The sequence below is a fragment of the Spirulina subsalsa FACHB-351 genome (assembly GCF_026130165.1).
GTDB lineage: Bacteria > Cyanobacteriota > Cyanobacteriia > Cyanobacteriales > Spirulinaceae > Spirulina_A > Spirulina_A subsalsa_A.
In genome coordinates, this window is the sequence record NZ_JAIHOM010000109.1 from 1 (window position 1) to 17,043 (window position 17,043).

Genomic DNA, 17,043 nt, shown 5'->3' on the forward strand with positions numbered 1-17,043 from the left:
AAGGTTTGGGTTTGACCTTGTATTCGAGAACCAACATTGTTTGACACTGGCTTGCTTGGTATCATTGTAGCACTCCTAATGCCGCCCTGGAAGGGCGGGGCTTGAAACCCATTATTTTTGGTCAATTTAACCGGATTTGATTTTCCTCTTGTGAATTAATATTCAAGTCCCCGATCACTGACACTCGATTTGATGACCTTTCGTGTAATGACGATTCCATGCACATTCAGCCCCACTGCCTGTTAACAGCAACCTTAACCCTAGTATTGACTCCTTGGGTGTCTCCAGTTGAACTTAAAGCCATCTCCCTCCTAACCCCGGAAGATCCCCTTCAGGATGCACTACTTCCTCAAGACAATTCCGCCCCTTCTTTACCACAAATTAACCCTATTGTCAATATTAATTCTCCTATTTTAACCAATCGGGTCATCGGAGACGACCCCGACCCAATGGCCCAGATAACCCCAGTGAGCCAACTGCGGGACATACAACCGGGGGACTGGGCTTATCAAGCCCTGAACAACCTGATAGAACGTTATAACTGTCTAGTCGGTTATCCTGATAGCACCTTTCGAGGGAATCGCCCCCTATCCCGTTATGAATTTGCTGCTGGGTTAAACACTTGTTTACAGACCTTAGAGCGTCTCTTACCCCAAGACTGGGCCACCCGAGAAGAACTCGAAACCCTGACCCAGTTAACGCAGCAGTTTGAAGCCGAATTAGCGACTCTGAGTAGTCGCCTTGATGCTTTAGAAAGTCGGGTAACTTTCCTTGAAGATTACCAGTTTTCCCGCACCACCAAATTATATGGTCAGGTAGTTTTCGGACTACAAGGACGGGTCGCGGGTAAAGCCGATTTACTCAGTACATCCATCCCCAGTTTTCCCGGGATTTCCCTCTTAGGGCGGGATGGAGTCCCAGAAACCCCCAACGGAGCCGGACAAATCACTTGGGGCTATAATGCTCAACTCACCCTTTTAAGCCAGTTTAGCCCTCGTCATTTCCTCCTCATGGGTTTACAGGCTGGCAACTTAACCACCACCGACACCACTCTCTTTGGGTTGAATAATAGTTTCAGCCGTTTGGGTTATGAACTCAACACCCAGAATAATCTGTTATTAAGTGATTTAACCTACCGTCAGCTAGTTACAGATGACTTAGCCATTATCATTGGCCCTTCTGGCGTTAATCCCGTGAGTGTCTTTCGGGGTCCCTCTCGCATTGAAAGTGCAGGGTTTGGTCCGATTTCTCGATTTGCTCAACGTAATCCCATTTTACAAATCGGTTCGGGGAATGCAGGCCTTGGGTTTGACTGGCAGATTAGCCCTAATATTTCCTTACAAGGGGTTTATGCCGCAACTTTAGCCAACGAACCTACCCAAGGCCTATTCAGTGGACCCTATACCGCCGGAGTACAGTTATTTCTAACCCCCGTGCCGACAGTCGATGTGGCCTTGAACTATCTTCATTCCTATTCTGGGGTGGTGGGGGGTTTCCTCGGGACAGGGGTAGGAGATGACCAAATCTCTGCAATTAATGGTTCTCGTTTATTAACGAACGCTTTTGGGGCAACTGTGAACTGGGAAATTACCCCTTGGGTGGAAGGGGTGAGTTGGTTGGGCTTAACAGACTCCCGTTTATTGTCCCACTCCGGGCGAGTGCAAACGGTCAATTGGATGTTTGGACTACAATTTCCTGATTTGTTTGGGCAAGGGAATTATGGCGGCGTGTTTTTCGGTCAGCCTCCTCGCGTTACGGGGACGAATTTACGGAGTAATGGTCAGTTATCGGGAAATGTTCCCAGTTTATTGGCTGGAACCTTTGGAGCAACCAATGAAGGCCGTCAAGACCGGACATTACACCTTGAGGTTTTTTATCGCTGGCGGGTAACAGACAATATCAGTGTCACCCCCGGAGTTGTAGTTTTATTGAATCCCGGTCACAATCGGGGCAGTAATCCCTTGGTGATTGGGGCCTTACGAACTACCTTTTCCTTTTAGCTTGGCTGTCGGTTGGGTGCAGCGGAGCGCGAAACCCAACCTGTCGGGTTTCATCCCGTCGGTAAAACCGAGGGTCTTCACCCGACATTGCAGATAACTCGGGGAGCAGGGGAGAGGGGGAGAAGTAATAGGGAATTGATAATTGACAATTGATAATTGTTTCCGACTCCCGATTCCCGATTCTCGATTCCCGATTCTCGATTCCCGATTCCCTAGCCCCACGAGTAGAGTTATTCAGCAAGCCCTAGGTAGGGCTTGATTCTTAAGGGTTGTTGATTTTTGTTCCGTATCCTGATCTCTGCGATCCCCCTATTGTTTTAATATCAACGCATTGTCTTTTTATCCGTATTTATTCGTATTTCAACGAAATTTCACTAAAATCACTAGCTTTATTAAGATTTTGTAAAGATTGAACTTTGAGGGAATGAATTGTTATGAACATTGACCCAATGTTGATACTCTGGAGGAAGGCAATATCAGATGAGTTGCTTTTTTTAAACCCAGATGAAGTTCAGCTTCTAAGTATTTTGTGGGAATAAACCTTGAGCTATTAGGGAATGCAGCTACTCAAGGCTTTTATTCAGAGACACAAAGCAGCATGAACGGCAAAAAAATTTTAAGCGCATTGGTTTTGACTACTGGAATGACTGTCTTAAGTACAGCAGCCCAGGGGCAAATTGTAATTACTGGGGGAACTCTGATCTTTTTTGAAAATAATGGGACAACGTATAATAATGCTCCAGTTACGGGTTATTTAGAAACGAAACAAGGTCGAATTGAATCGGCTGATTTTAATAATGTTCCTGTACATTCGCCGGAGGCTGTTCGGCAATTGTTTGGTTCAGTCCCCTTAAATGGTGTTCCGGTATTACTCCAAATGAGTGGAGAGCAACCTGCTTTAGGGAATCAACTGTCGCTCAAGGCTTCTGGAACAGCATATAGTCCCAATGGTCCGGTTTTGTTTAGTGATGTCCCGGTTCAAGTTGATGTTTCTTTTGTCATGAAAATTACGGTTGGGACAGAACCGTTCAATACGAATTTTGGCACGTTCAATGCTCGAATGAATGGTTTAGGTCAGATGGTGGAGTTTGGTGTGGTTGGCTCTCATGTCACAGGTGGAACTTTTGGGGCGAGTGGGACTTTTTTTGATAACAGTGGGAATAAAGTTAGTCTGGCTCCCGATAACTTTCATTTTGATGCCAAGCACGTTTTCCCGACTATTCCTGTGTCTAATTCTTCGACAACACCTTCTACTCCCACTCCTGCACCCCAAGTTTCGACGGTAGCGCCTGCTGCTGTGTCTCCTGTTTCGACGGTAGCGCCTGCTGTTGTGATGGTGGACTTACCTCAAGCTACGGTGACAGTGGAACAATCTGTTCAAAATAGTGAGTTGCCAAATAGTGAGTTGCCAAATAGTGAGTCTTTGAATGTTCCTGGTGGTGCTGTGGTGGGAGCAGAGGCTTTTGTTGAGCATTCCCCTAATAATCGCTTGATTCCTGATCCTGTGGCGGAAGGGGGGAATAATTACGCTCTGGGTACGCTTACGGTGTTTTCTGAAGTGCCTAAAACTCCGGCAGTTCCTCGGATTGTAAGTCTTATCCGGCGCGATCGCAATCCCCGTGTGAGTCGTTTAGTTCCCCTCACTCATCAGAATTACCAGAACTATAATTTGGCACAGTAGAAAAAGGATCGTTCCGTTAAAGCCCCATTAAGGGCAAGCCGAAAGGCAGTAAGCGAAGCCGTGGGATATAATATCCTTGAGTACAATTTGATTCCCCTCCACAAGAGTGGCTCCATCGAAAAAAGGAGGTTTCGCCACGGTTTACACTGCTCCCCTTGCCCGCCTAATTGAACAATTGCAACGTTTACCCGGTGTGGGACCTAAAACAGCCCAACGGTTAGCGTTGCACATCCTCAAACGCCCAGAAGATGAAGTACAAGCCCTCGCTCAAGCCCTAGTGGAAGCGAAAAAACGGGTCGGTTTGTGTCAGGTCTGTTTTCATCTTTCCGCAGAGCCTGTTTGTCCCATTTGTCGCCATCCCAATCGGGACAAAACGACGATTTGCGTGGTGGCCGATAGTCGGGATGTGATTGCCCTAGAAAAAACCCGGGAGTATAACGGTTTGTACCATGTTTTGGGCGGGGTCATTTCGCCAATGGATGGCATTGGTCCAGACCTGTTGAATATTCAAGCTCTGGTGCGTCGAGTGAGCCAGAACTCAGTGCAGGAGGTCATTTTAGCGATTAGCCCTAGTGTGGAAGGGGAAACCACGACATTGTATGTGGGACAGTTAATTAAGCCCTTTACCAAGGTGACACAAATTGCTTTTGGTTTGCCGATGGGAGGGGATTTGGAGTATGCCGATGAAGTAACGTTAGCTCGGGCGCTGGAAGGACGACGAGAGTTGATGAGTTAATCGTTTGATCGCTACTAGACCCAACCTTTAATTTCCACATCGGTTAAGGGTTTTTCCAGCTTAGAATACTCGCTCTTGGTGGCGGTGAGAATATGCTGCATTTTGACAGGTTCTCCGGCATCTGCGGCTAAAAAGGCGGCATTTAAGGCAATGTTGCGAATATTCCCCCCAGCTACACTGAGACGACAGAGTTTTTCGGGGTTGAGGCCTTCGGTGGGGGTGTTTTGGGGGAAGACTCTGCGCCAAATTTCCGCTCGTTGGTCGCTGTCGGGGAAGGGGAATTTAACAGTGAAGCGAATCCGACGGAGGAAGGCCTGGTCTAAAGCATCTTTCAGGTTAGTGGTTAAGATGGCTAAACCGCGATAGGCTTCCATGCGTTGTAATAGGTAACTGACCTCAATATTAGCGTGGCGGTCGTGGGAGTCTTTGACTTCGGAGCGTTTGCCAAAGAGGGCATCAGCTTCATCAAAGAGGAGAATTGCGCCCCCGGTTTCGGCGGCATCAAAGACGCGGCGGAGGTTTTTCTCGGTTTCGCCAATATATTTACTAATGACGGAACTTAAGTCAATGCGATAAAGGTCGAGTTGTAGTTCACTGGCGAGAATATCGGCGGCCATTGTTTTCCCGGTGCCACTGGCTCCGGCAAAGAGGGCGGTAATCCCTAGTCCGCGGCCGCCGTTGCCCCCAAAGCCCCATTCTTCGTAAACCTTAGCGCGCTGTCGCACGTGGGCGGCGATTTCCCGTAATACGTCTTTCTGGGTTTCGGGGAGGACGAGATCATCCCAGAGGGAATTGGAGGTGATGCGTTGGGCGAGGTCTTCGAGACGGGGGCGGGCTTGACTACGGCAGGTTTGCCAGAGCAGGTTTTTAATGGTTTGGGGATCTGGCTGGGTGTTTTGGAGTTGTCCGACGGCGCTACTACTGGCGGCGCGGATGGTGGGGGCGTTGAGGTTAAATTGTGAGACGAGGCTGTTTACGTGGCCGTCGAGGGTGTGGGCGAGGGGGCCGAGGGCTTCTTGCCAGAGGGTGCGCTGTTCGCTGCTGGTGGGGCGGTGGACTTCAAAGGTGAGGAGGGGGCGGGAGTGGGGGGGGCGGCGATCGCGACTTAAGACCATCAGGGGGCTTTTCAGGTGTTCAATCAGGTAGGTGATGGCGTTTTCCCGGCTGCTTTCGTTGGGGTTACTATCCTCACAGTCTAAAATTAATACACTAGAACTAAGTAAAGCTTCTCGTTCCCAGAGTCGGGTGAGTTGGGCTAAGTCTTGGGGGGCGGTGGGCAGGAGGGGGGCGGGGAGCAGATAGGGGTTAACGTTGAGGTGGTGACAGGTTTGGGTTGCGATCGCCTGTTTCCCGGCCCGATCTTCTCCACAGAGTTGAATCACCGGGTAGCGCTGGGATTGGGCTAACTGGGAACGGCCAAATTTATCCCCTATCCCCCCCCAAATCTCCAGTAAACGCTGGGCGAGGGTTTGTTGAGAGGGAACTAACATTCCGGCCTCTGTCAAGGGCTGCACTAACCCCATTAAGGGTTCATCAAGGTAGGGTAAGCCTAACAAATGGTGTAAAATCCGCTCATCAATGCGTAGAGGGCTGGAGGTGAGGGCTTGACCTTTCTCGACGTGAATCAGTCGCCAGCGTCGCAAGGGGGCTTCTGGGGTGAGGGCTTGCCAGTTGGGGTTCGGCAAGGTGGCTAGGGCGAGGCTGAAGGTGGGATAATTGCGCTGGGCATCCCCTTGAGCGGCCGCACAAAGGGGGCTCCAGGTGGATTCGAGTTCAATCCCGGCACAAAGGAGCAAGAGATCCCGTTCAAAGGAGTCAAGGCCGAAGAGATGACACACTTGTTCAAGGTTCGTGAATTCGGCGAGGGTGAGTTTTAACAGGTAGGTGGCTAGATGGAGATTGAAATGGAGACGGGCGACAATGGCCGATTTGCCATAGGGAAGGGGGGACAATTTCCTCCCTTTCGAGGGGTTGGAGGGGATGGGGGCTACAACCTTATGAATCCGGCGCTCTAATAGCTGTCGGATGCGGGAAAGGCGATCGCCTAAATAACTGCGATTAATCTCATGACCCAGCATAGTGAACTACCCCGTTAAGGAACAACAAGAGAGGGAGCGATATATTGACGGAACATGGGACTATTTTCATTGGTGTCAATTTGAAGCGGACTTTCTGCCCCATCAATCATCACCCGCACTAAATAATCCCCTACCTCAATATCCCGCACCGTCACCGTAACCCGATTACTGACCTCAGTCCGTTGGGGGGCTTCAAAGAGGTATTCTGACACCTCATTTTCTCCCGTTGCCCGTTGATTCAAGACCAAAATAAAACGCTGCTCTCGCCCCACTAAAACATCTAGTTCTACTGTCACCTCTCCTGAGCGGGGATCATCGTCACTGCCCCGGATATTCTCAATGGTCACGCTTTGAATACTAGGACGAAGGATAAAGCCCACCACATTGGATTCAACGGTTTTAATGGGGGGAGTCGTAGGTTCTGAAGCACCGGAGGGAGGGGGGGGAGGGGTTTCCTCGGCCGGAGGTTTGGGGCCGGAAAAGAGGGATTGACGTTGGGGGCGAGGGTGAATGATTTGCACACTTTGCAATCCTGCCCGGAGACTATCCCGCACGACAGAATTTAGGGGGAAAATGGCCTGTTTTTCGCTAATCCGTTGGGGGGTAATCAGTTGTCCAGCGATTTTAATTTGAGCGTTGGTATAGGCTAAATACTTGCCATTAATTAAGAGGGTGCTACTGGTGAGAATCGGTTCATAACGGCCTCGGTGGGAGATGACAGACTCAATATAGGGGCGTAAATCGGTGGGGGCAGCACTCAGGAGGCGATCGCGCACAGGTAAAGGCATAGCGGCCGGTTCTTCCCCATCAATCAAGACCACCGTCACTTTATAGGCCAGAGATAGTAAATAAGGCGCTTGAAAAAACGTCCCCCAGAGATTCGATAACTCATCTAATTCAAAGGTTAAAGAATCAATGCGAATCTGTTCCCCCTGTTCCGCCAAATCCGATGTCACCAAAAAGGGATAACTCCCATCCCCAATGGTGTCCCGAATCATCCGCCCCGTTAAAATCGACTTATCCTCTAAGGTGCGGATGGTACTCCCTAAAAGGCGTTGGGGTTCCAATTCTACATCATTGCCATAAAAACTAATCAAATAAAACAAATCCAGGGGCGCTTGAGACTTGACCACCACCTCAGCCCGTCGTTGTCGGGCAGGTAACACATTATTCGCCCAAACGGGGTTAGGTGTGACTTGATATAAGAACAAATTCACCCCCGATTCCGGCGCACCACTGCCTAAATTATCCGGCCGCACTGTAGTGACTCTTGCCCCTTCCACATCGCCTTGAATCGCCGACTGGAGGAGTTTTTGCAGGGTAGCTGTTACGGTTGCGATCGCCAAATAATTACTCATAATTTTTCACACCTATTATCTATTCCGTAATCCCCACTCGCTCAAACTCCTCACAGGCAATTTCCAACTCCTCAATCCCCAACTCCGCCCCATCTGCCTTAACATCAGAACACTTATAACTCACCGGCCAAGCCCGCTTAAAATTAAACCTTGCCCCCTCCTTAGAACTGGTCTTATAAATCACCAAAGACCCATCCCGCCGTTGTTTTGCCCAGTTTCCCTCCTGCACCACCTTAATCCAATTCCACAGCGTTTGAGACGTTCTTAAACTGCGCGTTAACGTGAAATTACTCAACTTCACATAACCCGGCATTTTAGTCATCACAATCCGCCCCTGTTTTGCCGCCCCCCAGCCCAGAGGTGTCACTTCAGGAATTTCCACCAACTCCTGACTATATTTAAACCCCTTACACTCCTTAAAATAAGCATCTACCGGGTCTTGAGAACCATCCAGTTTTAACTCAACATAAAACCGGGAAGTTGTTAGAATTTCTGTAAATTTTGAGTCAGACATTATCCGCGATAAACCGTTATTATAATTATACCAAATCCGCTTAATTAAGCATATTAAGTCATGGCGAAAGTCACACAGTGGAGTCAAGCAATCTCTGCTATCTCGCTAGTGTTAGCGATTGCTTCCCTGCGGTCGCAATGGCAAGTATTTAACCGGACTTGATATTAGTTTTTAGACTAAAAAATCAGTGATTATGGGGGAAGAAATCATTAACTCGTGAATCACAGAAAGTCTCTTTTTCCCTTTCACAAGAACCCAGATTATCAATGATTATTCCCGACTTCTCCACCCCATAAATCACCGCCTAAACGACCCGCTTATTTCCGGGGAGCCACATTCATCGTGCTACCACCGGGTGGCATACGATTAAGTCCCGCGTGGGCAATTTCCACCGTTTCCTTAAACATATCCGTACTATCCGCAGAAACCGGGGTAGAGGTATATTTCGCCGGAATGGCATCCCGGAGATTAAACCTTGCCCCTTCCTTCCCATTTTGTGCATAGAAAACCAGAGAGGCGCTCGCCCGGTTTTTCTCCCAATCCGTACCCCCCCCATCCATCGATGTAGGGTGAACAGACTTATACCATTGCTCTAGAATATCATTCTCCCGCGTGACCACAAATTCCAGCGTAATATTACTTTGAGTCGTTCCCGCTACCGTGATTTGGGTTTCACTTTTTGCCCCTTTACTCACACCAAGAGACTCCCCTTCTGCGGCCGCTTCTAGGGTAATTGTCACCCCACTGACCTTAGAAACTAACAAAGTTTGACTATTACCAATAGCACCACCACTCAGTTCAAAATAAAATCGGCTTAGGGTTAAATATTCTGGGGTATCCGGCATAAAAGAAACTCCTACAAAAACTAACAGAAAACCATCCCAACAAAAGGCAATTCATCCGAAATACTCAAAGGTCTGCACTGACCGAATCTGCTGGGTTTTGCTGTCGCTCTACCCAACCTAGAGCAATCTACAGATAGCACTTTTCTTTGTATTTCACATCATTTTCAATTCAATTTGAGCAAAAATGAAATATAGATTCACTCAAATTAATGACCCATTAAGACCCTAATTTGCTGAATTGTTTGACAATTTTTTCACAGACAAACTCATAGGATTCAACCGCTAATTCTCCTCCCGTACAATCTGCATCGGTGATGGAATAAGTCTTCACCCAAGCATTAAAAAAGTTCCAGCGTAGAATTTCCGTTTTACCATCCGGGTCATAGACAATCACAGAACCACTTCTGCGACTCCCTGCCCAGTCTCCACTCCCTCCGTCACTGGTAGGCATAGCCTGATTAAACCAGTTGTACATCACCTTACTAGAACTATCTTCTGAGGCACAAAGATAAGCTTCTACAGTCATAGTCGGGCTAGAGTCAAAACCACCGGAACTGGTTTGACGGTTACTTCTGCCCTGTTTGGTGGATTCTAAGGGTTTTTCTCCCCCAGTTACTTTGGCTTCATAGCTCACTTCTGTCACACTTTTAATCGGCAGAGGCTTCGCATCTAAACCCGTAAATTGAATGTAGAACTTACTGGCATTTGTAGTTCTTGTGGCCATAAATCAATACTCCTTTTGTGGGGAATCTGAATTGATAATTGATAATTTGCCGAGCTAATTCACTTAGCCTTCATCCTGTCCTGTCCATTGACTGAAGCGGAAGATGACAAACTCTGCCGGACGCACTGGAGCAACCCCCACCTCTACATACAAACGACCCAGAATCATGGTGTCAGGTGTGTTCAACTCTTCGTCACACTTCACATAAAAGGCTTCGCTGGGAGATGCACCCATTAACGCCCCTTGCCGCCATAATCCGGTCAGGAAGTCGCTAATCGTGCGAGTAATGCGCGCCCAGAGGTCTTCGTCGTTGGGTTCAAATACGGCCCATTGGGTGCCGAGTTCAACAGATTTTTCGATGTAACTCATTAAGCGACGCACGGGGATATAACGCCATTCCGTGATTTCCGGCTCAACTAAGGTTCTTGAACCCCAGATGCGGATGCCTCGGTTGGGGAAGGTGCGAATACAGTTAATCCCAATGGGGTTCAGTAATTCTTGTTCGCGGAAATTGCAGTCATAGGTTAGACCCGTAACCCCCCGGGGAACTTCGTTTGCCGGGGCTTTGTAAATGCCTCGGGTTTCGTCGGTGCGGGACCATACGCCCATGACGTGACCACAAGGGGGAACCGCAATGGGGCGGCCTTGGTTGCGGGGATTGGGAACGAGAACCCAAGGATAGTACAGGGCGGCAAATTGGGAACGACGGTTAAATTCTTGGCTTAACCATTGGCTCACATCTTGGGGTTTGTAGAGGTCAGGGGGGGTATCTAAGACCACCATCCGGTTAGGAGGGTTAGGAATATCCCCAGAGGCGGCTCCTTCGCACATACTGACCATTAAATCCATGATGCCGTGTACTTGGTCAAGGTTGATCAAGTTGGCTTCATAGGCCCGCATGAGGTCAGGACAGGCGAGAATGGTGATTTCGTCAATTTCAAATAATCCTTGAACCCCGGTGCGGTCGTCTCGAACCCCGCGCACGCTGTCGTTAAAGCGTTCGGGACTGGGGACGAAGGGGGGCGGACTCACTTCGTACATCCCGTTACTGGGACGACGAGCGAGGGGACTGCCCAATTGGGAAAGGTCTGTCACCAGTAAGCTGGGGGACTCTTGGAAGGCTGTCACCACATAATCCGCCACTTGGGGATCTGTGTCGGGATTCATGGTCAGGTGATCATACCGTTCTAGTTCGGTATCCCCATCCATGACAATCACGCGGAAATATTCTCCGGTGTTGTCGGGGAGAGGGCTTTCTCCTTCTGGGGTTTTTGGGGTGCTGTCGTTAATGCGAATGCGGAGAGAGGGGGTCGGATGGGCTAGCATCTCGTTGTAGGAACGCGGGGTGATGCTGCTGCCGTTACCGTTGCCGTTGCTTCTAGATTCATCAGAACGCAGGGAAAAGCGCAAGCTGGGGCGTTTGCGGCGGTTGTTGACTTGGGTTCCGGTTTCTTCGAGGGCGGGGGCGGGGGTGCCTGGAAGTTGGGTCCCGATGCTGGTAATCCAACACCGTCCACCACCGTTGAGGAACCAGCCATAGACGGAGAAGGGCAGATAAGCGTTAAAGTCGGTGAAACCGTCGGAGTTGGGACGACCAAAGTATTGTAAGTATTGGTCCCAGGTGGTGACTAACATGGGTTTGAAGGGTTCTGCTCCACCTCGGATATCTTCGGTAAAGCCAACAAAACCTGCGATCGCCGTTGGAACTCCCTCAATTGGACGACTCCCACGATTGACTTCTTCAATATAAACACCAGGTGCGAAATAATCGAGTCTCGCCATAATTGCTCTCTACCATAAATTTAAAGTGGGCTATGCAACTTGTTCCAGTTCTAGACGTTTCTAGAAATCAATTCATCAACCTTTGATTAACCCTTCATCAACCTTTTTCAAGCTTGACCTGTCTGGAGTGGGATGATTCATGAATTCTAGGGAATTTGCCACTAAAACAGGAACAGATATCTGGCGCTCAGGAACTGTCACAGTGACACAGAGGGCAGGACGCAACGGCAAATCCAACGCTTTCCACAATTCCACCCAGTCCATCTCTAGATTGACCCTTAAGGGTAATGCCCTGAAACCGGGGATACTAGCATCTAGAAAGGGGTGGGGAATTTGGGCATAACGCAAAAATAAAGTTAAGCTTTCAGAAAACAGTTGTTGCGCGCCCAAGGCCGTATAGTCATAGGTACTAACTAAAAACGAAACATCAAACCAGAGGGCTCTCTCCTGGGCGACTGTTTGAGTCGTGCCGTGAGGAGAGTCTTTTTCTGTTAAAGAGTTAGGATTCTCTGCGTTGTCCCCAGCGTTTCTTGTGGCACGAAGATCATAAAAGTACAGGTTTACTCCTCGGGTCATGGTTTGGGGGTTCTCCGGTCGGTGAAAGCTGATTTGCTCCACACTATCGAGAGATGTCCCGGATACCAAAAGATGGGCTAGGGCTTGGGCAACGACTGGAATCATAGTGCCAGATAGATTAAGGTTGCATACCCTTTACCTTAAGGGCAGGGGCGGGATCTGGTTATTAGACTTTGGTCGAAAGCTAATCTGACTCTCTCTCAGATGAGCTTAATTGGGTTGGGCAATCAAGAAGATTCATGAAGAAAAAATAAAATCAAGCGCGGGAATAGCAACAAAATGAGCAACTGCCGAAAAATCACGATATCTTGGAGGCTATACAGGGGTTGCCATTAGTTGGCACGTAGCCTAAGCAATTATTCCAATGTCCAGAAGGAGGTGTAATAGTCTTGCCTTCGTTATATTCTACTGGTCAGAAGCCTGCCTAAGCGAGGGAAATATGGGGGCTTAACTGGGGGTTTTAGTTTGTAAATTAAGATCCGTGAAGGTGTTGATTCAATTGCACAAATCTTGATCCCCTTTGGCTTGACCCATTAAGCCACTAATGATCTCAGCTTCAAATGATCCGTTTTATTTTTTTACGAACATGACATTAATTAAGCTTTGAGGTCATGATTAAGATGCAAATAGAAGATAGAAATTATAAAATTGCGGATTATCTTGCTCGTTCTAATGACTTTTACAGTTTAAATAAGTATCAGCTTGTGATGAACTGGCTTCCGAAGCAAGAGCATTTGAGGGTCTTAAATGCCGGGTGTGGTTCAGGAGAAATGAATCTGCTCCTTGCCCAGAATCGTTCTTGGCAGGTTGAGGCGGTAGATATTGATGAAGAAGCGGTTTCTTTATCTAAACAGTTAAAGGAACAAACAGGGTTAGACAATCTGGAGGTTTTTCACTCTAGCATTGAAGATTTTAAGCCGACAGGCTATTATGATGTCATTGTTTCCAATGATGTTTTAGAACACATTAAAGATGATATTAATGCTTTAGAAAAGTTGTGTTCTTGGTTGAAGCCGGGGGGCTATTTGTGTATCTCTGTCCCGGCGTTTCAGTTGTTATTTGGTTATCATGATCGGATGTTGGGTCATTATCGGCGATATAGTCGTCAGCAGTTAGTGAATCGTGTGGCTCAGTTTTTACAGGTGAGTCGAGTTCGCTATTTTGGCTGTGTTTTAATCCCGGTTGTGTTGTTCTATAGCACTTGGTTACAGAAACCTTATCCGGTGGAACAAGTTCAGAAAAAGTCGTTTTTAGTTGGGGTGTTGCAAAAAATGTTAGCTTGGGAGGTGCGTTATGGGAGTCCTTGGGGGATTTCGTTAGTGCTTTTGGCGAGGAAGTTTTGAGACGATTCCCTTGACAAACAAGGATTAGATTGCTTTAGGAGCATGGGAGTTAAGGCGCAGGGCAATCTTGACAAGTTAAGCTTTTTCTCCTCTTGTCAAGGTCAGGGAATAGGGAATAGGGAATAGGGAATAGGGAATAGGGTAATAGGTAATAGGGAATCGGTAATCGGTAATCGGAAATAATTATCAATTGTCAATTGTCAATTATCAATTATCAATTATCAATTATCAATTATCAATTATCAATTCCCCTGCCCCCCCTATTCTATGGGTTAACGGGAACGCCGTTCCTGTACAGCCATCACCGTACAACCTGCATGGTGAATGACATATTGACTTACACTACCGAGCAAAATTTCCGACAAACCAGTACGACCTCGACGACCAATGACAATTAAATCTGCCTGCCAATGTTCAGCCATTTGGCAAATTTTATGACCCGGTTCTCCTTCTTGATATTCAAACTCTGCGGCTACCTCTTCAGCACCGGCTTGTTCATAAAAACCTTTTAACCAGTGGCTGATTTTTTCCCGTTCTTCTTGTCGCGCTGTTTGTAATTGTTGAAACACTTCGGGGGAATAATTCCCCCCATACACGCCAATACTACCCGCGACTAAAACGTTGGGAGTTGTGGGAATTGGGTCAGTCAGACAGTGGAAAATCATTAAGTGACTGCCTTCTGCTTTGGCTAAGGTTAAAGCCCGTTCAAAAACCATCCCGTCGGAACTGCCTCGACCTAATGCCACCAGAATTTTTTTGAACCGATTATCTGAATTATTGGCATTGGGACTCGGGGCGGGAGTGGGGTCTGGGTTGGATTCATTTCCTAGATCAACGGCTTGCTCAACGACTGGTTCGCCTACGGTGTTAGAGGTTGAATTTGCTAAATTGTCCATAGTTACCCCCCTTACTTTATTCTCAGGGTCGCATATTTTTGGGCAGAGGTTGACAATTTGACAGAAAAATTAACGGACAAGAATTTCCCATCCTCTAAAAGGGCATCTCTTCATCGGATTGTTCTGCAATGTTGAGGCGCTGAGATTGAGTTACTTGTTCTTGAATGGGTAACTCTTCTATAATGGCCCCGATTTGTTCTTGTATGGCCTTGGTCAGGGTAATGGGAAAATCCCAGTCTACTTGTGATTCTTCCATGGCTTGGGCGAGTTGGGAAAAGGCAATTGTGCGGGTGGTTTTGGTGGTGGGGGAAAGCTTAAAACCGTTGGTTTCGGTGACGTTTTGGCTTATCATAGCGGCTTTAATGCGATCGCGCAGGTGTTCATATTCGGTCGTGAGTTTGCCCCACTGGTGTTCTATTTGGCGATATCGTAAGGTCAGGGCGGTAATATCTTCCCTTTTGGGGTCAGGATGGGCTTTGTGGTGCAGTTTCCTCAAGTGTTGGTAAACTTGCGCTAAATAGACTACATCCAGCGCGGCGTAGTGGAGTTGTTCCGACGAGAGAGGACGCTGGCCCCAGTCGCTACCTTGGGGGCTTTTATCTACCGAAAAGGCCGGACAAAAGTATTCGGTCAGGGTCGCTAGATTATGATGGGACAGAGGTAGCAAATAATAGGGAATGTCTCGGGCCATCTTCAAGGTACAGACCACCGCCTTAACGGTTTTTTTGCCCAGGAATCTACAATCATAGTTGGCATTGTGGAAAACCTTCGTAATGTCCGGATTTTGCATAATCTGTGCAATGAACAAGTTCGCTAGAGGGGGAGAGTCCAACACATCTAGGACGGTTACGGTATCCCCTGTAATATCATGGGGGTTGCTCAAAATTTGAATGAGAGAGAGTCTCGGCTTTTTGGTGTCATAGTCTGCTACCTCTGTATCTAGCCATAATGTCTCCGCTTGGGCTAATTGTGCGATCGCCACTTCTATCTCTTGGACATCGGTCAAATAATTCATGCCATATTTCCCTTTTTCTTGATAGGGTTGGGATACAGTGTAGACCGATTTCTAAACAATGCAAAAAACAGCCCTCAATCTCCTCGCCATTGGGATCTTTTTGATCACCCTTTCCATCCTCCTTGGACCGATCATTCACCTCCCCTCTAGTGTCCCCGCCATCGTGACTCTCGGAGTGTTAGGATTAGCCACCCTCGACACTCTCGGATTACAAAGTAAGGGAACGACTCTGTTATTAGATACTGTCGCTGGACTTTCCCCCACCCATCGTCAACGCATCGCCCACCACGAAGCCGCCCACTTCCTCACGGCTTACTATTTGGGTATCCCTATCACCCAATACACCCTAAATAGTTGGGATGCCCTAAAACAAGGACTCCCCGGCATCGGTGGCGTACAATTTGATACCACATCCTTTGAGCAAAACAATCTAAGTTATCCTGAACAACAGTTATTGTTAAACCGTTTTATTACCGTTTGGATGGCGGGAATTACTGCCGAAATCTTAGTCTATGGCAATGTGGAAGGCGGCAGCGATGATCGGCAAAAAATAACCGATGCTTTAGTTTTGTTTGGTTATGGTGAAAGCGTCTCAGCCAGTAAGCAACAATGGGGAAAATTACAGGCTAAAACGCTATTAGAAAAGCATTGGGACAGTTATCTAGCTTTGGTGGAAGCCATGTTACAAGGGGTAGAGGTTGAACAATGCTATGCAATCCTTGACCAAGGAGATCGGGAAGTCTCTGCCTTGAGTTAATCTCAATAATTCAAGAAAACCCGTTATTATTTAAGTCCTCATTAATCAAATCCAGAAGCTCTTTTAATGTGGATTCAAATTCTGCTTGTAGTTGCTGCTTAACCCTCTCTAAATCATGCTCAAATGGTTGATCATGGACTTGCTCATTAAAGGCATTCAAAACATTTTGAATGGCCTGTAAGCGTGAGGCAAGAATTTTAATCCTTTGCCATCGACCATCATCTAAACTGTTCATTTTTCGTTGCCGTTCCACAGGATTACTGCTTGCACTGACAACTGAGTTGATTTCTGATTCAACGGACATTTAGCCCCTAAGTGGTAGACGATCTATTGGGGTTTAATAAGGGATAAACAAGGCTTTTGTGGCAAAACTCAATTATCAGTTTACTGATAGTGTAAGGCCCTAAATTAAAGGTTAGTTTATGTCACGATTAAATTTTAAAATTTACCTATGCACAAACAAGCATTCAAGTCAAAATCAAGCAATGTTTTTTTACATATTTTTTACAATGATGGTCAAGATTGATTTTAATGATAAGTAGGGCTTGCTGAATAACTTGGGGAATAGGGAACAGGGAATAGGTGATTGGTAATAGGTAATAGGTAATAGGCAATTTTGACAAGTTAAGCTTGTGTACCTTTTGTCAAGCCCCAGATATAGCGTTCGATAAAATAGAAAACACTATGTATGGCGTATTCAAGACCGCCTTTTCCCTATTCCCCAATCTGGTCAAAGCT

Annotated in this window: 15 protein-coding genes; 5 read left to right on the plus strand and 10 right to left on the minus strand. The window is 47.3% G+C overall.

Features of this window, described 5'->3' with window-relative positions:
• Positions 1-218: 218 nt before the first annotated feature.
• The 3 genes from K4A83_RS17730 to recR all read left to right on the plus strand — a co-directional run bounded on the left by K4A83_RS17730 (position 219) and on the right by recR (position 4,417).
• Positions 219-2,000, plus strand: a complete 1,782-nt coding sequence (locus K4A83_RS17730) for an iron uptake porin (protein WP_265265989.1) — start codon at positions 219-221, stop codon at positions 1,998-2,000.
• 643 nt (positions 2,001-2,643) lie between these two features.
• On the plus strand, positions 2,644-3,681 hold the full coding sequence (locus K4A83_RS17735; RefSeq protein ID WP_265265990.1) for a hypothetical protein: 1,038 nt from the start codon (positions 2,644-2,646) through the stop codon (positions 3,679-3,681).
• 106 nt (positions 3,682-3,787) lie between these two features.
• Complete coding sequence (gene recR, locus K4A83_RS17740; RefSeq protein ID WP_265265991.1) at positions 3,788-4,417, plus strand: recombination mediator RecR; 630 nt, start codon at positions 3,788-3,790, stop codon at positions 4,415-4,417.
• 14 nt (positions 4,418-4,431) lie between these two features.
• Here the strand turns inward: recR and K4A83_RS17745 are convergent, their stop codons facing one another.
• The 7 genes from K4A83_RS17745 to K4A83_RS17775 all read right to left on the minus strand — a co-directional run bounded on the left by K4A83_RS17745 (position 4,432) and on the right by K4A83_RS17775 (position 12,399).
• Positions 4,432-6,495 carry an ATP-binding protein gene (locus tag K4A83_RS17745; RefSeq protein ID WP_265265992.1) on the minus strand — a complete coding sequence of 688 codons (2,064 nt, stop codon included), beginning with the start codon at positions 6,493-6,495 and terminating at the stop codon, positions 4,432-4,434.
• 14 nt (positions 6,496-6,509) lie between these two features.
• A complete protein-coding gene (locus tag K4A83_RS17750) occupies positions 6,510-7,853 on the minus strand; it encodes a DUF4255 domain-containing protein (protein ID WP_265265993.1) in 1,344 nt (447 codons plus the stop codon).
• A 19-nt stretch (positions 7,854-7,872) separates the two neighbouring features.
• Positions 7,873-8,367, minus strand: a complete 495-nt coding sequence (locus tag K4A83_RS17755) for a phage tail protein (protein WP_265265994.1) — start codon at positions 8,365-8,367, stop codon at positions 7,873-7,875.
• A gap of 317 nt (positions 8,368-8,684) precedes the next feature.
• Entirely contained in the window at positions 8,685-9,212 is a 528-nt protein-coding gene (locus K4A83_RS17760) for a phage tail protein (protein WP_017305448.1), read from the minus strand.
• Between the two features lie 217 nt (positions 9,213-9,429).
• Complete coding sequence (locus K4A83_RS17765) at positions 9,430-9,936, minus strand: phage tail protein (RefSeq protein ID WP_265265995.1); 507 nt, start codon at positions 9,934-9,936, stop codon at positions 9,430-9,432.
• A 63-nt stretch (positions 9,937-9,999) separates the two neighbouring features.
• Positions 10,000-11,718, minus strand: a complete 1,719-nt coding sequence (locus K4A83_RS17770; protein WP_265265996.1) for a phage tail sheath family protein — start codon at positions 11,716-11,718, stop codon at positions 10,000-10,002.
• 75 nt (positions 11,719-11,793) lie between these two features.
• Complete coding sequence (locus K4A83_RS17775) at positions 11,794-12,399, minus strand: DUF4255 domain-containing protein (protein WP_265265997.1); 606 nt, start codon at positions 12,397-12,399, stop codon at positions 11,794-11,796.
• 506 nt (positions 12,400-12,905) lie between these two features.
• Between K4A83_RS17775 and K4A83_RS17780 the strand changes: the two genes are divergently transcribed.
• A complete protein-coding gene (locus tag K4A83_RS17780; RefSeq protein WP_265265998.1) occupies positions 12,906-13,637 on the plus strand; it encodes a class I SAM-dependent methyltransferase in 732 nt (243 codons plus the stop codon).
• A 272-nt stretch (positions 13,638-13,909) separates the two neighbouring features.
• Here the strand turns inward: K4A83_RS17780 and K4A83_RS17785 are convergent, their stop codons facing one another.
• Both K4A83_RS17785 and K4A83_RS17790 read right to left on the minus strand, forming a co-directional pair.
• On the minus strand, positions 13,910-14,533 hold the full coding sequence (locus tag K4A83_RS17785; RefSeq protein WP_265265999.1) for a universal stress protein: 624 nt from the start codon (positions 14,531-14,533) through the stop codon (positions 13,910-13,912).
• 94 nt (positions 14,534-14,627) lie between these two features.
• Positions 14,628-15,548 (minus strand): ribonuclease D, encoded by a 921-nt coding sequence (locus tag K4A83_RS17790; protein WP_265266000.1) that lies wholly within the window; start codon positions 15,546-15,548, stop codon positions 14,628-14,630.
• A gap of 58 nt (positions 15,549-15,606) precedes the next feature.
• Between K4A83_RS17790 and K4A83_RS17795 the strand changes: the two genes are divergently transcribed.
• On the plus strand, positions 15,607-16,305 hold the full coding sequence (locus K4A83_RS17795) for an ATP-dependent Zn protease (RefSeq protein WP_265266001.1): 699 nt from the start codon (positions 15,607-15,609) through the stop codon (positions 16,303-16,305).
• 10 nt (positions 16,306-16,315) lie between these two features.
• Here the strand turns inward: K4A83_RS17795 and K4A83_RS17800 are convergent, their stop codons facing one another.
• Positions 16,316-16,609: a hypothetical protein gene (locus tag K4A83_RS17800; RefSeq protein ID WP_265266002.1), complete on the minus strand. Its 294-nt coding sequence runs from the start codon at positions 16,607-16,609 to the stop codon at positions 16,316-16,318.
• Positions 16,610-17,043 lie beyond the last annotated feature (434 nt).

Bases quoted from the DNA above. Each gene is read 5' to 3' on its own strand.
- K4A83_RS17790 (WP_265266000.1), bottom strand. From the start codon at position 15,548: ATGAATTATTTGACCGATGTCCAAGAGATAGAAGTGGCGATCGCACAA.
- K4A83_RS17755 (WP_265265994.1), bottom strand. From the start codon at position 8,367: ATGTCTGACTCAAAATTTACAGAAATTCTAACAACTTCCCGGTTTTAT.
- K4A83_RS17795 (WP_265266001.1), top strand. From the start codon at position 15,607: ATGCAAAAAACAGCCCTCAATCTCCTCGCCATTGGGATCTTTTTGATC.
- K4A83_RS17735 (WP_265265990.1), top strand. From the start codon at position 2,644: ATGACTGTCTTAAGTACAGCAGCCCAGGGGCAAATTGTAATTACTGGG.
- K4A83_RS17765 (WP_265265995.1), bottom strand. From the start codon at position 9,936: ATGGCCACAAGAACTACAAATGCCAGTAAGTTCTACATTCAATTTACG.
- K4A83_RS17785 (WP_265265999.1), bottom strand. From the start codon at position 14,533: ATGGACAATTTAGCAAATTCAACCTCTAACACCGTAGGCGAACCAGTC.
- K4A83_RS17760 (WP_017305448.1), bottom strand. From the start codon at position 9,212: ATGCCGGATACCCCAGAATATTTAACCCTAAGCCGATTTTATTTTGAA.
- K4A83_RS17780 (WP_265265998.1), top strand. From the start codon at position 12,906: ATGATTAAGATGCAAATAGAAGATAGAAATTATAAAATTGCGGATTAT.
- K4A83_RS17775 (WP_265265997.1), bottom strand. From the start codon at position 12,399: ATGATTCCAGTCGTTGCCCAAGCCCTAGCCCATCTTTTGGTATCCGGG.
- K4A83_RS17770 (WP_265265996.1), bottom strand. From the start codon at position 11,718: ATGGCGAGACTCGATTATTTCGCACCTGGTGTTTATATTGAAGAAGTC.
- K4A83_RS17800 (WP_265266002.1), bottom strand. From the start codon at position 16,609: ATGTCCGTTGAATCAGAAATCAACTCAGTTGTCAGTGCAAGCAGTAAT.
- K4A83_RS17750 (WP_265265993.1), bottom strand. From the start codon at position 7,853: ATGAGTAATTATTTGGCGATCGCAACCGTAACAGCTACCCTGCAAAAA.
- K4A83_RS17745 (WP_265265992.1), bottom strand. From the start codon at position 6,495: ATGCTGGGTCATGAGATTAATCGCAGTTATTTAGGCGATCGCCTTTCC.
- K4A83_RS17730 (WP_265265989.1), top strand. From the start codon at position 219: ATGCACATTCAGCCCCACTGCCTGTTAACAGCAACCTTAACCCTAGTA.